Annotated in this window: 16 protein-coding genes and 1 pseudogene; 12 read left to right on the top strand and 5 right to left on the bottom strand. The window is 60.4% G+C overall.

Annotation, left to right across the window (positions count from 1 at the left end; genetic code table 11):
* Window positions 1-45: 45 nt before the first annotated feature.
* From ccmA to AB4N73_RS02865, 10 genes are all read left to right on the top strand, one after another.
* Complete coding sequence (gene ccmA, locus AB4N73_RS02820) at window positions 46-681, top strand: cytochrome c biogenesis heme-transporting ATPase CcmA (protein ID WP_073472746.1); 636 nt, start codon at window positions 46-48, stop codon at window positions 679-681.
* Complete coding sequence (gene ccmB, locus AB4N73_RS02825) at window positions 678-1,346, top strand: heme exporter protein CcmB (protein ID WP_039763615.1); 669 nt, start codon at window positions 678-680, stop codon at window positions 1,344-1,346. The genes ccmA and ccmB overlap by 4 nt, the downstream gene beginning before the upstream one ends.
* A gap of 97 nt (window positions 1,347-1,443) precedes the next feature.
* On the top strand, window positions 1,444-2,199 hold the full coding sequence (locus tag AB4N73_RS02830; RefSeq protein ID WP_122506031.1) for a heme ABC transporter permease: 756 nt from the start codon (window positions 1,444-1,446) through the stop codon (window positions 2,197-2,199).
* Window positions 2,196-2,372, top strand: a complete 177-nt coding sequence (gene ccmD, locus AB4N73_RS02835) for a heme exporter protein CcmD (protein ID WP_016771045.1) — start codon at window positions 2,196-2,198, stop codon at window positions 2,370-2,372. The genes AB4N73_RS02830 and ccmD overlap by 4 nt, the downstream gene beginning before the upstream one ends.
* On the top strand, window positions 2,369-2,824 hold the full coding sequence (gene ccmE, locus AB4N73_RS02840; RefSeq protein WP_305382455.1) for a cytochrome c maturation protein CcmE: 456 nt from the start codon (window positions 2,369-2,371) through the stop codon (window positions 2,822-2,824). The genes ccmD and ccmE overlap by 4 nt, the downstream gene beginning before the upstream one ends.
* A gap of 3 nt (window positions 2,825-2,827) precedes the next feature.
* The gene (locus AB4N73_RS02845; RefSeq protein WP_056783848.1) at window positions 2,828-4,816 is read left to right on the top strand and encodes a heme lyase CcmF/NrfE family subunit; all 1,989 of its coding nucleotides are present in this window, start codon (window positions 2,828-2,830) and stop codon (window positions 4,814-4,816) included.
* Window positions 4,813-5,349 (top strand): DsbE family thiol:disulfide interchange protein, encoded by a 537-nt coding sequence (locus AB4N73_RS02850; protein WP_016771042.1) that lies wholly within the window; start codon window positions 4,813-4,815, stop codon window positions 5,347-5,349. The genes AB4N73_RS02845 and AB4N73_RS02850 overlap by 4 nt, the downstream gene beginning before the upstream one ends.
* On the top strand, window positions 5,346-5,816 hold the full coding sequence (locus AB4N73_RS02855) for a cytochrome c-type biogenesis protein (protein WP_016771041.1): 471 nt from the start codon (window positions 5,346-5,348) through the stop codon (window positions 5,814-5,816). Before AB4N73_RS02850 ends, AB4N73_RS02855 begins: the two co-directional genes overlap by 4 nt.
* Window positions 5,813-7,012 carry a c-type cytochrome biogenesis protein CcmI gene (gene ccmI / locus AB4N73_RS02860; RefSeq protein ID WP_095180733.1) on the top strand — a complete coding sequence of 400 codons (1,200 nt, stop codon included), beginning with the start codon at window positions 5,813-5,815 and terminating at the stop codon, window positions 7,010-7,012. Before AB4N73_RS02855 ends, ccmI begins: the two co-directional genes overlap by 4 nt.
* Window positions 7,013-7,037: 25 nt before the next feature.
* Entirely contained in the window at window positions 7,038-7,442 is a 405-nt protein-coding gene (locus tag AB4N73_RS02865; RefSeq protein ID WP_073472737.1) for a hypothetical protein, read from the top strand.
* Window positions 7,443-7,488: 46 nt separating this feature from the next.
* Here the strand turns inward: AB4N73_RS02865 and AB4N73_RS02870 are convergent.
* Window positions 7,489-8,064 (bottom strand): annotated as a pseudogene (locus AB4N73_RS02870) (PIN domain-containing protein).
* On the bottom strand, window positions 8,061-8,528 hold the full coding sequence (locus AB4N73_RS02875) for a helix-turn-helix domain-containing protein (protein WP_252883388.1): 468 nt from the start codon (window positions 8,526-8,528) through the stop codon (window positions 8,061-8,063). Before AB4N73_RS02875 ends, AB4N73_RS02870 begins: the two are co-directional and overlap by 4 nt.
* A gap of 183 nt (window positions 8,529-8,711) precedes the next feature.
* Here AB4N73_RS02875 and AB4N73_RS02880 point away from each other — a divergent pair, with 183 nt between their 5' ends.
* Together AB4N73_RS02880 and AB4N73_RS02885 are read left to right on the top strand one after the other, a co-directional pair.
* Window positions 8,712-8,924 carry a type II toxin-antitoxin system HicA family toxin gene (locus AB4N73_RS02880; RefSeq protein ID WP_041479616.1) on the top strand — a complete coding sequence of 71 codons (213 nt, stop codon included), beginning with the start codon at window positions 8,712-8,714 and terminating at the stop codon, window positions 8,922-8,924.
* Window positions 8,924-9,328 carry a type II toxin-antitoxin system HicB family antitoxin gene (locus AB4N73_RS02885; protein WP_460142900.1) on the top strand — a complete coding sequence of 135 codons (405 nt, stop codon included), beginning with the start codon at window positions 8,924-8,926 and terminating at the stop codon, window positions 9,326-9,328. Before AB4N73_RS02880 ends, AB4N73_RS02885 begins: the two co-directional genes overlap by 1 nt.
* A 113-nt stretch (window positions 9,329-9,441) precedes the next feature.
* Here the strand turns inward: AB4N73_RS02885 and AB4N73_RS02890 are convergent, their stop codons facing one another.
* The 3 genes from AB4N73_RS02890 to AB4N73_RS02900 form a co-directional block, all read right to left on the bottom strand.
* On the bottom strand, window positions 9,442-10,641 hold the full coding sequence (locus tag AB4N73_RS02890) for an MFS transporter (RefSeq protein ID WP_236169678.1): 1,200 nt from the start codon (window positions 10,639-10,641) through the stop codon (window positions 9,442-9,444).
* A gap of 167 nt (window positions 10,642-10,808) precedes the next feature.
* Window positions 10,809-11,807, bottom strand: coding sequence for a sulfate ABC transporter substrate-binding protein (locus tag AB4N73_RS02895; protein ID WP_136492212.1), 999 nt, complete (start codon window positions 11,805-11,807; stop codon window positions 10,809-10,811).
* A 104-nt stretch (window positions 11,808-11,911) separates the two neighbouring features.
* On the bottom strand, window positions 11,912-12,736 hold the full coding sequence (locus tag AB4N73_RS02900; protein ID WP_064365449.1) for an ion transporter: 825 nt from the start codon (window positions 12,734-12,736) through the stop codon (window positions 11,912-11,914).
* Window positions 12,737-12,752: the final 16 nt, after the last annotated feature.

A 12,752-nucleotide genomic window follows, 5' to 3' on the forward strand; every position in this document is an offset into this window, starting at 1 on the left:
CGGCCGCTCTAGAGCCGACTTGAACCGTATAAGGCCCGTGATCCCTTGACCAGTCCTGTCCTGCAAACCGTTGCCCTGGCGTGTGAACGCGACCTCAGGCTGCTTTTCGAAAACCTCGAATTGCGCCTGGCCAGTGGTGACATGGTGCAGATCAGCGGCCCCAACGGCAGCGGCAAGACCAGCCTTTTACGTCTGCTCGCCGGTTTGATGCAACCCACCGACGGCCAGGTGCTGCTCAACGGTCAGCCGCTGACCGAGCAACGCAGCGAACTGGCGCGAAACCTGTTGTGGATCGGCCACGCCGCCGGGATCAAGGATCTGCTCACTCCCGAAGAAAACCTTTCCTGGCTCTGCGCCCTGCATCATCCCGCCGAACGCGAGGCGATCTGGCAGGCGCTGGCAGCGGTAGGATTGCGCGGTTTCGAAGACGTTCCCTGCCACAGTCTTTCCGCCGGCCAACAGCGCCGCGTGGCGCTGGCGCGGTTGTATCTGGACAGCCCGCCGTTGTGGATTCTCGACGAACCTTTCACCGCGCTGGATAAGCAGGGTGTCGCTCAGTTGGAAGAGCATCTGGCCGGCCACTGCGAACGCGGCGGTCTGGTGGTGCTGACCACCCACCACACCCTGAGCCGCATGCCGGCCGGTTATCGCGATATCGATCTGGGGAAATGGGCGGTATGAGTGTCTTCGGCCTGCTGCTTGCCCGCGAATCGCGACTGCTGTTCCGCCGCCCGGCGGAGCTGGCCAATCCGCTGATTTTCTTTGCCATCGTCATTGCCCTTTTCCCGCTGGCCGTCGGCCCGGAAACTCAAGTCTTGCAAAACCTGTCCCCGGGGTTAGTCTGGGTGGCGGCGTTGTTGTCGGTCCTGCTGTCGCTGGACGGATTGTTTCGCAGTGACTTCGAAGACGGCTCGCTGGAACAGTGGGTCCTTTCGTCGCACCCGCTGCCGCTTCTGGTCTTGGCCAAGGTGCTGGCACACTGGCTGTTCTCCGGTCTGGCGCTGGTGCTGCTGTCGCCGTTGCTGGCGCTGATGCTCGGTTTGCCGGCCGCGTGCCTGCCGGTGCTGCTGTTGTCGCTGCTGTTGGGCACGCCGGTGTTGAGCCTGCTCGGTGCAGTCGGGGCGGCGCTGACGGTCGGCCTGAAGCGCGGCGGGCTGTTGCTCGCGCTGCTGATTCTGCCGTTGTACATCCCGGTGTTGATCCTTGGCAGCGGCGCGTTGCAAGCGGCGCTGCAAGGCATGCCGGCGACCGGATACCTGTTGTGGATGGCCAGCCTTACAGCGCTGGCGATCACCCTGACACCCTTTGCAATAGCCGCTGGCCTGAAGATCAGCGTCGGCGAATAATAATGAGGCCTGGTCAAAAATTGACCACTTCTTCCAGAAGAAAGGCATGACCCTCTGCCAGCTCGCGATGATGAGCGGCAACCGTGATGGAAACAGTATGAACTGGACCTGGTTTCACAAGCTCGGCTCGCCCAAGTGGTTCTACGGCATCAGCGGCAAGTTCCTGCCGTGGTTGAGCATTGCAGCATTGCTGCTGATCGGCGTTGGCGTGGTCTGGGGCCTGGCCTTCGCGCCGCCGGATTACCAGCAAGGCAACAGCTTTCGCATCATCTATATCCACGTGCCAGCGGCGATGCTCGCCCAGTCGATCTACGTAATGCTCGCGGTGTGCGGCGTAGTCGGGCTGGTGTGGAAAATGAAGCTGGCCGACGTTGCCCTGCAATGCGCCGCACCGATCGGTGCGTGGATGACCGCCGTGGCGCTGGTCACCGGGGCCATCTGGGGCAAGCCGACCTGGGGCTCGTGGTGGGTGTGGGATGCGCGCCTGACCTCGATGCTGATTCTGCTGTTTCTGTATTTCGGTGTGATCGCGCTGGGCAATGCCATCAGCAACCGCGACAGCGCCGCCAAGGCCTGCGCGGTGCTGGCGATCGTTGGCGTGATCAACATTCCGATCATCAAATACTCGGTGGAGTGGTGGAACACCCTGCACCAGGGCGCGACGTTCACACTTACGGAAAAACCGGCGATGCCAGCGGAAATGTGGCTGCCGCTGCTGCTGACGGTGCTGGGTTTCTACTGCTTCTTCGGCGCCGTGCTGTTGCTGCGCATGCGTCTGGAAGTACTCAAGCGCGAGGCCCGCGCCAGTTGGGTGAAAGCCGAAGTGCAGCAGAGTCTGGAGGCGGCACGATGAGTTTTGCTTCATTCGGCGATTTTCTCGCCATGGGCCATCACGGCCTGTATGTCTGGTCGGCCTACGGCATCTGCCTGGCGGTGCTGGCCCTCAACGTAGTGGCGCCGATTGCGGCGCGCAAGCGTTATCTGCAACAAGAGGCGCGTCGTCTGCGCCGGGAGAACGGCAAGTGAATGCGCTGCGCAAAAAACGTCTGATCATCATTCTGGCGATTCTGGTCGGAGTGGGCGCTGCTGTCGGCCTGGCCCTGAGCGCGTTGCAGGAAAACATCAATCTGTTTTACACGCCGACGCAGATCGCCAACGGCGATGCGCCGCAGGACACGCGCATCCGCGCCGGCGGCATGGTCGAGGCCGGTTCGCTGCAACGCTCCAAGGATTCGCTGGACGTCAGATTCGTCGTCACCGATTTCAACAAATCCGTGACCATCGCCTATCGCGGCATCCTCCCGGATCTGTTCCGCGAAGGGCAGGGCATCGTTGCCCTCGGTAAGCTCAACGCTGATGGCGTAGTGGTCGCCGATGAAGTGCTGGCCAAGCACGACGAGAAGTACATGCCGCCGGAAGTGACCAAAGCGCTGAAGGACAGCGGTCAATCCGCACCGACGCCTGTGAAGGAGGGTTGATCGATGGCTGCTGCACTGTTTATTCCCGAGCTGGGCCATCTGGCGATGATCCTCGCCCTGTGTTTTGCGCTGGTCCAAGCGCTGGTGCCGATGCTCGGCGCGTGGCGCGGTGACCGCTTGTGGATGAGCCTGGCGCAACCGGCGGCGTGGGGCCAGTTTGCCTTTCTGCTGTTTGCCTTTGGCTGCCTGACCTACGCGTTCATGACCGACGATTTCTCGGTCGGCTACGTTGCGATGAACTCCAACAGCGCGCTGCCGTGGTACTACAAATTCAGCGCGGTGTGGGGCGCCCACGAAGGTTCGCTGCTGCTGTGGGCGTTGATCCTCGGCGGCTGGACCTTCGCCGTGTCGGTGTTCTCCCGGCAGTTGCCACAAGTCATGCTCGCCCGGGTACTGGCGGTGATGGGCATGATCAGCACCGGTTTCCTGCTGTTCCTGATTCTTACCTCGAACCCGTTTTCGCGGATCCTGCCGCAGATTCCCGCGGACGGTCGCGACCTCAACCCGTTGCTGCAGGACATTGGCCTGATCGTGCATCCGCCGATGCTGTACATGGGTTACGTCGGTTTCTCTGTGGCCTTCGCATTTGCCATCGCCGCGCTGCTCGGCGGCCGTCTCGATGCGGCATGGGCGCGCTGGTCGCGGCCATGGACCATCGTCGCCTGGGCCTTCCTCGGGATCGGCATCACCCTCGGTTCGTGGTGGGCGTATTACGAACTCGGCTGGGGCGGCTGGTGGTTCTGGGACCCGGTGGAAAATGCCTCGTTCATGCCATGGCTGGTCGGCACCGCGTTGATTCACTCGTTGGCGGTCACCGAGAAACGCGGCGTGTTCAAGAGCTGGACGGTGTTGCTGGCGATTGCCGCTTTTTCGTTGAGCCTGCTCGGCACCTTCCTCGTCCGCTCGGGCGTGCTGACTTCGGTGCATGCCTTCGCTTCGGATCCCGAGCGCGGCGTGTTCATCCTGATTTTCCTGCTGTTCGTGGTGGGCGGTTCGCTGACGCTGTTTGCGCTGCGTGCACCGGTGGTGAAAAGCCAGGTCGGGTTCAATCTGTGGTCACGGGAAACCTTGCTGCTGGGCAACAACCTGGTGTTGGTTGTCGCTGCATCGATGATCCTCCTTGGCACTTTGTATCCGCTGATTCTTGATGCCATCAGCGGCGCCAAGCTGTCGGTCGGCCCACCATACTTCAATGCGTTGTTCATTCCGTTGATGGCGTTGCTGATGCTGGTCATGGCGATCGGCGTGATCGTGCGCTGGAAGGACACACCAGTGAAATGGCTGGCGAGCATGCTCACTCCGGTGCTGCTCGGCAGCGTCGCATTGGCCGTGGTGGCCGGCGTGGCTTATGGCGATTTCAACTGGGCAGTGATCGCGACGTTCCTGCTGGCGGCGTGGGTGTTGCTTGCCGGTGTGCGCGATCTGTTCGACAAGACTCGGCACAAAGGCCTGATCAAAGGTTTGCCGACGCTGACCCGCAGCTATTGGGGCATGCAGATCGCCCACCTCGGCATCGCCGTGTGCGCGCTGGGCGTGGTGTTGTCGAGTCAGAACAGTGCCGAACGCGACCTGCGTCTGGCACCGGGCGAGTCGATGGATCTGGCCGGCTATCAATTCGTCTTCGAGGGCGCCAAGCATTTCGAGGGGCCGAATTTTACCTCCGACAAAGGCACCATCCGCGTCATTCGTGACGGCGAGGAAATCAGCGTGCTGCACCCGGAAAAACGTCTGTACACCGTGCAGAACTCGGTGATGACCGAAGCCGGCATCGATGCCGGTTTCACTCGCGATCTCTACGTCGCCCTCGGCGAGCCGCTGGATAATGGCGCCTGGGCCGTGCGCGTACACGTCAAACCGTTTGTGCGCTGGATCTGGTTCGGCGGCTTGCTCACCGGATTGGGTGGTTTGCTGGCGGCGCTGGATCGGCGTTATCGGGTCAAGGTGAAAAGCAAAGTGCGCGAAGCGCTGGGCATGACGGGAGCGGCGGCATGAGGCGTTGGTTGATGTTGTTGCCGTTGGCGATTTTTCTGCTGGTGGCGGTGTTTCTCTATCGCGGCTTGTACCTGGATCCGGCGGAGCTGCCGTCGGCGATGATCAACAAGCCATTCCCGGAGTTTTCCCTGCCGAGTGTGCAGGGTGACAAGACGCTGACCAAGGCCGACATCCTCGGCAAACCGGCGCTGGTCAATGTCTGGGGCACCTGGTGCATTTCCTGCCGCGTCGAGCACCCGGTGCTGAACAAACTCGCCGAGCGCGGCGTGGTGATCTACGGCATCAACTACAAGGACACCAACGCTGATGCCTTGAAGTGGCTGGCGGAATTCCACAATCCATATGCGCTGGATATTCGTGACGACGAGGGTTCGCTGGGCCTCAACCTCGGTGTCTACGGCGCGCCGGAAACCTTCTTCATCGACGCCAAAGGCATCATCCGCGACAAGTTCGTCGGGGTGATCGACGAGCAGGTCTGGCGCGAAAAACTCGCGGCCAAGTATCAGGCGCTGGTCGATGAGGCCAAGCCATGAAGCGTTTTCTCGCTGCGGTCGTGTTGGGTTTGAGCCTGGCCGGTGTCGCCCATGCGGCCATCGACACCTACGAATTTGCCAAAGAGGGCGACCGCGAGCGTTTCCGCGAACTGACCAAGGAACTGCGCTGCCCCAAATGCCAGAACCAGGACATTGCCGACTCCAACGCGCCGATCGCCGCCGACCTGCGCAAAGAGATTTTCCGCATGCTCGGCGAGGGCAAGGACAATCAGCAGATCATCGACTTCATGGTCGATCGCTACGGTGATTTCGTCCGCTACAAACCGGCGCTCAATGCCAAAACCGCGCTGCTGTGGTTCGGTCCGGCCGGATTGCTGCTCGGTGGTTTCGTGGTGATCGCGCTGATCGTGCGCAGGCGTCGCGGGCAACGTGCCGAAACGCCGTCATCGCTGTCTGCCGAAGAACGTCAGCGCCTCGACCAACTGTTGGATAAAAACCAAGAATGATTGATTTCTGGCTCGCCGCAGGGCTGTTGCTTCTGGTCGCCCTGAGTTTTCTGCTGATCCCGGTACTGCGCGAACGCCGCGCTCAGCGGGAAGAAGATCGCACCGCGTTGAACGTCGCGCTGTACCAGGAACGGGTTGCCGAGCTGCAAGCGCAGCAGGCCGAAGGCGTGCTCGACGCCGCGCAACTGGACAGCGGCCGCGCAGAAGCCGCGCGTGAATTGCTCGCTGACACCGAAGGCGTCACCGCACCGCGTGTCTCCCGCCTGGGCAAGCCGTTGCCGCTGCTGGCCGCCGTGTTGGTACCGGTGCTGGGTCTCGGTCTGTACCTGCATTTCGGCGCCGCCGACAAGGTCGAACTGACCCGCGAATTCGCTCAGGCACCGCAGTCGATGGAAGAGATGACCCAGCGTCTGGAACGTGCGGTCGCCGCACAACCGGATTCCGCTGAAGGTCTGTATTTTCTCGGCCGTACCTACATGGCTCAGGACCGTCCGGCAGACGCGGCGAAGATGTTCGAACGCGCCGCCAACCTCGCCGGTCGCCAGCCGGAACTGCTCGGCCAGTGGGCGCAGGCGCAGTATTTTGCTGACGGTAAAAAGTGGTCGGAGCAGATTCAGAAATTGACCGACGAAGCGCTGAAGGCCGATCCGAAGGAAGTTACCAGCCTCGGCCTGCTCGGCATCGCCGCGTTCGAAGGCGAGCGTTATCAGGAGGCCATCGACTACTGGAATCGCCTGCTCGCGCAACTGCCGCCGGATGACAACTCTCGCGCTGCGCTGCAAGGCGGCATCGAGCGTGCCGCCGAACGCTTGAAAGCCAGCGGCGGCAAAGTTGCCCAGGCACAGGCGCCGAAAGCGGCATTGCTGACAGTCAGCGTTGATCTGGCCAGCGAACTCAGGAGCAAGGTGCAACCGGGCGACAGCGTGTTCATCTTCGCCCGCGCCACTTCAGGCCCACCGGCGCCGCTGGCGGCCAAACGTCTGACCGTGGCTGACCTGCCGGTGACCGTCGAACTGGGCGATGCCGACGCAATGATGCCGCAGTTGAAACTGTCCAACTTCCCTGAAGTCCAACTGGTTGCGCGCATCTCACGGGCCGGTCAACCGACTGCCGGTGAGTGGATCGGTCGCAGCGGCCCAGTGGCCAGCAGCACCACCGCGCCACAAAAACTGACCATCGACAGCCCGGACAAGTAACCGGACCCAACAGGAAAGCACCGCCATGCACACCATCGCCCGCATCACAGTCCTCACACTGGCCCTGGGCTTGAGTGCATGTGCGGTACAACGCCCGGAACCGACCACCAGCCTGCCGCCGATCCCGCCCTCGCAACCGAGCCCGACCCCGTCGACCTCGCCGACCCCCGGCAAAAGCATCCCGGCCAAACCCGCCAAGCCCGTGCCACGTACCTCGGCCAGCTTTGCCCCGCCACCGGGCGGCAACAGCCACTGGGACCAGAAGCTCGGCGTCTACGTGCTCGACGACCAGACCAACACCTTCTACCGCCAGCGCACCTACTACCGCTGGAACAACGGCTGGAGCCGCTCGGTCAGCCCCAACGGCCCGTGGGAAGACACCAACATCCACGGCGTCCCGCCGGGATTGGGCAAGAAGTTCGGGCAGTGATGAGAAACGGCGATCCTGGGATCGCCGTTTTTTTTGCGTCTGATTTTCAGAGAATCGCACGATAGTTACCTAACGCCTTTACCGACTCGTCCAATCCTTGCCGTTGGAGAAAGCCAAGTTATTTGTCCACCTCCACATTGGGCGTTTTCAATTGCCGTCGCTGGCTTTGAGCCGCAGCGACGACGGCAGCCGAATCAAGATGGAAAAGGTTTTCCACAAACTCATCCGGGTGCTGAGCTTCAATGCCGTATGGCGCGAGGTGACGGGTGGGGAAATCTTTCAGGTTGAACGTCACTATTACATCGGCACCGCATCGGATTGCGGCCGCTAGAACATGGCGGTCGTTCTCATCAGGCAGTGTCAGGCCTGACACCAAGTCTTCATAGCCATCGATACACGCGTCTGGAATGGCCAGGTCCATCAATTGCGATGTGCGATCGAGTTGTTCGAGGGTCAGGTCGGACCTGTTCTTCAATAAGTTACGCTTCCATTCGTGGTGTATTTCCTGAATCCAGCGAGCCCGATACAGCCCTGACAACGCGAGCCACATCAGAAAATCTCTTAAAGGCGCCGGATATAAAACGCATGCATCGTATACAGCAGTGAAAGAGCAATGCCTCACTCGTATCCTGTCCTTAGCGCCTGTGCCTGCTCCGCGAGAAGCGTCATTGCCTGCTCGCTGGCGGTGTCTCGTCGGGTTTTATATTCCATCAGATCGGCAAAGCGCACACGTCGGTGCTTGCCTGTTTTGTGGTAGGAAATCTCACCGCTCTCCAGCAGTTTGATCATGTGCGGACGTGAGACGTTGAGCAGATCGGCAGCTTCCTGCGTGGTCAGCTCCGCGTGGATCGGTACCACCTTCACAGCGTTGCCCTGCGCCAGCGCCGCGAGGATATCGCTCAGCAAGCGCAACGCCGATGTTGGCAGCTCGACGCTGTGGGCTTCGTTCTGTTCATCAAAAATCTGGATTCGCTGAGTTTCAAAACCGCTTGCGAGAAATGCGGTCAGGGCGCGCTGGCCTTCAATCGCGGCTTTGACCTCTCGTTCGACAGGCAGATTGATGGCAGATGGAGTAGCAGTGGTCATAAGACTGTTCCAGCATTGTAAGGAAGATCCGCGGACGTTATTCGAATCAAACGAAATTCGCAATAAACGAAACTGGTGCAGGAATACTTTGTAAAACAACCAACCGTCACCCCGTCCCATTCTGTGCTTGAGTAAAGATAACTCTAGAGTTATTTTTAATGGGCCAAGCCAAGGAGGCGGTTGGTGCAGAGCAGGCTATTGATGAAGGAGCTGGAGGAGGCGGGCTGGACGCTGGATCGGGTTGCGGGCAGTCATTACATCTTCACTCATCGTTACAACCCGAACACGATTGCCGTCCCGCATCCGAAAAAGGATTTACCGTTGGGGACAGTCAAAAGCATTCGGCGGCGCGCGGGGTTATTCAGCCCGCCAACCCGTCATGAAGGAGATCCGTAATGCAATATCCCATCTGCATCGAGTGGGGTGACGAGAACACTGCCTTCGGTATTCAGATCCCCGATATTCCCGGCGCAGTCACGGCCGGGGACAGCTTTGAGGAGGCCTACAACGCGGCCGTGGAAGTGGCTCACCTCATGCTGCAGGAGATCGCGGCGGCCGGTCAGGCGATTCCGATGCCGACCTCGGCAGCGGCGCATCGCAATCATCCGGATTTTGCCGAGATGGGCTGGGGCATGCTGGAGCTGGATATCTCGCCGTACCTGGGCAAGACCGAAAAGGTCAACGTTACGCTGCCCGGCTATGTGATTCAGCGTATTGATCGCTATGTACGCGAGCATAACGTCAAAAGCCGCTCTTCGTTTCTGGCGGATGCGGCGATGGAGAAACTGGTTCGGTATTGAGGGTCTGCGCAATTGTGGGAGCGAGCCTGCTCGCGAAGGCGTCAGGTCAGGCACTGATCTATGGCTGACACACCGGCCTTCGCGAGCAGGCTCGCTCCCACTATGACATCGCGTCAGGACGCGACTTTTCGCTGCGCCAGCGCAGCGTTTTGCGATGCACTCAGAAACCGCACCAACGCCAACAGCGGAAAGACGCTGCCGACAATGACGATCCACAACCAGCCGCCGTGCTCGTACACCGCGCTGGCCACCGACGAGCCGAACGCGCCGCCGATGAAGATGCTGGTCATGTACAGCGCGTTCAAACGGCCACGACTTTTCGCGTCCAGCGAGTACACCGCGCGTTGGCCCAAGACCATGTTCATCTGCACGCAGAAGTCCAGCACCACGCCGGTCACGGCCAAGCCGATGACGCTGTAGGCCGGGTGAATGAAGGCGGGCAGGAAGCTCAGGCTGGCGAAGAGCATGGCCAGCAGCGAGGCGATGCGTGTGTGACCGGCATCAGCGAGGCGGCCGCTGATTGGCGCGGCGATGGCACCGATGGCGCCGACCAGGGCGAAGATGGCGATTTCGCTTTGCGACAGGCCATGGTTGCGTGCAAGTTCCAGTGGCACGGCGGTCCAGAACAGGCTGAACGTGGCAAACATGCAGCCCTGATAAAACGCCCGCTGACGCAGCACCGGTTGCTGGCGCAGCAGCGTCCACAGCGAGCCGATCAATTGGCCATAAGTAGCGCTGTGATCTGGCTGGCGCTTGGGCACGGTCAGCGCCAGCACCACGCTGATAGCCGCCATCAATGCTGCGGCGATCATGAACATGGCGCGCCAGCCGAGGTGATCGGCGACCACGCTCGACACCGGTCGCGCCAACAGAATACCCAGCAGCAAACCGCCCATGATCCCGCCCACCACGCGGCCACGGGACTCTTCCGGCGCCAGATGCGCGGCCAGCGGAATCAGGATCTGCACCGACACCGAGCTGAAGCCGACCAGCAGCGAGATCAGCAGAAATACGTTCGGCTGTTCAGTGAACGCGGCGCCAAGCAGACTGGCGATCGCCACCAGCGTAGTGATGATCATCAGCCGACGGTTCTCCAGCAGATCCCCCAGCGGCACCAGAAAGAACAGGCCCAACGCGTAACCGATCTGCGTCAGCGAGACGATGAAACTGGCCATGGTGTCGGAGAGGCCGATGTCCGGCGCGATCAGGCCGATGATCGGCTGTGCGTAGTAGATGTTGGCAACGATGGCGCCGCAGCAGAACGCGAACAGCAGGACCATACCTCGGGTCATTGCGTGAGGAGTGGTGGTCATAGGGGATCTCGGGTCGGGCACAGGAAAGGGCTGAGGCTAATGGACAACGTGGACTGGCAGAAGACGTTTTCGGATGATAACTGTTATTACGCAGTGTAATGAGCGGTATTGCCGCGCAACAAAAAGGCGACCCGGTGGGTCGCCTTTTGATTTTTTCAGATCAAGCCTTACTGCCCGCTATAAATCTGATCAAACACGCCACCATCATTGAAGTGGGTTTTCTGCACCGTGCGCCAGTCACCAAAGGTCTTCTCCACCGAAAGGAAGTCGACTTTCGGGAAACGGTCGGTGTACTTCGCCAGCACCGCCGGGTCACGCGGGCGCAGGTAGTTGGCCGCCGCAATTTCCTGACCTTCCGGCGACCACAGGTACTTCAGATACTCATCAGCCGCAGCGCGCGAGCCTTTCTTGTCGACCACTTTGTCGACCACCGAAACCGGTGGCTCGGCTTCCGCTGAGACGGTCGGGTAGATGACTTCGAACTGATCGCGACCGAACTCGCGGGCGATCATTTCCGCTTCGTTTTCGAAGGTCACCAGTACGTCGCCGATCTGGTTGGTCATGAACGTGGTGGTGGCGGCGCGGCCACCGGTGTCGAGCACCGGCGCCTGCTTGAACAGCTTGCCGACGAAGTCCTTGGCCTTGTTCTCGTCGCCACCGTTTTTCAGCACATAGCCCCAGGCTGACAGGTAGGTGTAGCGGCCGTTACCGGAAGTTTTCGGGTTCGGCACGATCACCTGTACGCCGTCCTTGAGCAGATCCGGCCAGTCTTTCAAAGCTTTCGGGTTACCCTTGCGGACGATGAACACCGTCGCCGAGGTAAACGGTGCGCTGTTGTTCGGCAGGCGCGTGACCCAGTTGTCCGGCACCAGTTTGCCGTTGTCGGCGAGGGCATTGATGTCGGTGGCCATGTTCATGGTAATGACGTCAGCCGGCAGGCCGTCGATCACCGAACGCGCCTGCTTGCTCGAGCCGCCGAAGGACATCTGCACGGTGATGTTCTCCTTGTGCTCGGCTTGCCAGTGCTTCTGGAACGCAGTGTTGTAGTCCTTGTAGAAATCGCGCATCACGTCGTAGGAAACGTTGAGCAGCGTCGGTGCGGCCTGAGCGATGTTGGCCAAGGCCAGGCCGGCGGCGAGAAGTGAGGCGCCAAAGAGTTTTTTCACTGCGCATTCCTTGTTCTGTGGGGGTGTTATGCCAAAAATGAAGCCATTTGCCAGCGACTATAACGGGCAGCGCATAGTCGCTTAAAGATTAAAAAGCTCTGTGCTTATTCCACTTTCTTGAACAGCTGACTGCCGCAGCGGGAACAGAACGCTGCGCTCTGCTCGTGGGTCTTTTTCTGGCAGCCCGGGCAGTCATGTTGCAGCTGCTCGCCGCGCATAGCGTTGGCCAGCTCAGCGGTGAAGATCCCTGTCGGCACAGCGATGATCGAATAACCGGTGATCATCACCAGCGAGGAAATCACCTGACCCAGCGGCGTCTTCGGCACGATGTCGCCGAAGCCCACAGTGGTCAAGGTCACGATTGCCCAATAGATGCCTTTGGGAATGCTGGTGAAGCCATGTTCCGGGCCTTCGATCACGTACATCAGCGTGCCGAACACTGTCACCAGCGTGCACACACTGACCAGAAACACGACGATTTTCTGCTTGCTGCCACGCAGCGCCGACATCAGATAGTTGGCTTGCTTGAGATACGGGCTGAGCTTGAGCACACGGAAAATCCGCAGCATCCGAATGATGCGGATGATCAGCAGATACTGCGCATCGCTGTAATACAGGGCGAGGATGCCCGGCACGATCGCCAGCAGATCCACCAGGCCATAAAAGCTGAAGGCATAGCGCAGCGGCTTGGGCGAGCAGTACAGACGCAGGATGTATTCGCCGAGGAAGATCGCCGTGAAGCCCCACTCGATATAGGCCAGAACGTCGGCGTAATTACGGTGGATGCTGTCGATACTGTCGAGCATCACGATCACCAGACTGGCGAGGATGATCAACAGCAGGATGCCGTCGAAGCGACGCCCGGCCGGGGTGTCGCTCTGGAAAATCATGACGTAAAGCCGTTCGCGCCAATTGTTGCTGCTGTCCATGGATAACGCCTGAATC

This window comes from Pseudomonas sp. S3_B08, assembly GCF_054667725.1.

What these genes read in the sequence shown, in the direction of transcription:
- ccmD (WP_016771045.1), top strand. Translation starts at nt 2,196, where the DNA reads ATGAGTTTTGCTTCATTCGGCGATTTTCTCGCCATGGGCCATCACGGC.
- AB4N73_RS02830 (WP_122506031.1), top strand. Translation starts at nt 1,444, where the DNA reads ATGAACTGGACCTGGTTTCACAAGCTCGGCTCGCCCAAGTGGTTCTAC.
- AB4N73_RS02865 (WP_073472737.1), top strand. Translation starts at nt 7,038, where the DNA reads ATGCACACCATCGCCCGCATCACAGTCCTCACACTGGCCCTGGGCTTG.
- ccmB (WP_039763615.1), top strand. Translation starts at nt 678, where the DNA reads ATGAGTGTCTTCGGCCTGCTGCTTGCCCGCGAATCGCGACTGCTGTTC.
- ccmI (WP_095180733.1), top strand. Translation starts at nt 5,813, where the DNA reads ATGATTGATTTCTGGCTCGCCGCAGGGCTGTTGCTTCTGGTCGCCCTG.
- AB4N73_RS02900 (WP_064365449.1), bottom strand. Translation starts at nt 12,736, where the DNA reads ATGGACAGCAGCAACAATTGGCGCGAACGGCTTTACGTCATGATTTTC.
- AB4N73_RS02845 (WP_056783848.1), top strand. Translation starts at nt 2,828, where the DNA reads ATGGCTGCTGCACTGTTTATTCCCGAGCTGGGCCATCTGGCGATGATC.
- AB4N73_RS02875 (WP_252883388.1), bottom strand. Translation starts at nt 8,528, where the DNA reads ATGACCACTGCTACTCCATCTGCCATCAATCTGCCTGTCGAACGAGAG.
- AB4N73_RS02890 (WP_236169678.1), bottom strand. Translation starts at nt 10,641, where the DNA reads ATGACCACCACTCCTCACGCAATGACCCGAGGTATGGTCCTGCTGTTC.
- AB4N73_RS02885 (WP_460142900.1), top strand. Translation starts at nt 8,924, where the DNA reads ATGCAATATCCCATCTGCATCGAGTGGGGTGACGAGAACACTGCCTTC.
- AB4N73_RS02850 (WP_016771042.1), top strand. Translation starts at nt 4,813, where the DNA reads ATGAGGCGTTGGTTGATGTTGTTGCCGTTGGCGATTTTTCTGCTGGTG.
- AB4N73_RS02855 (WP_016771041.1), top strand. Translation starts at nt 5,346, where the DNA reads ATGAAGCGTTTTCTCGCTGCGGTCGTGTTGGGTTTGAGCCTGGCCGGT.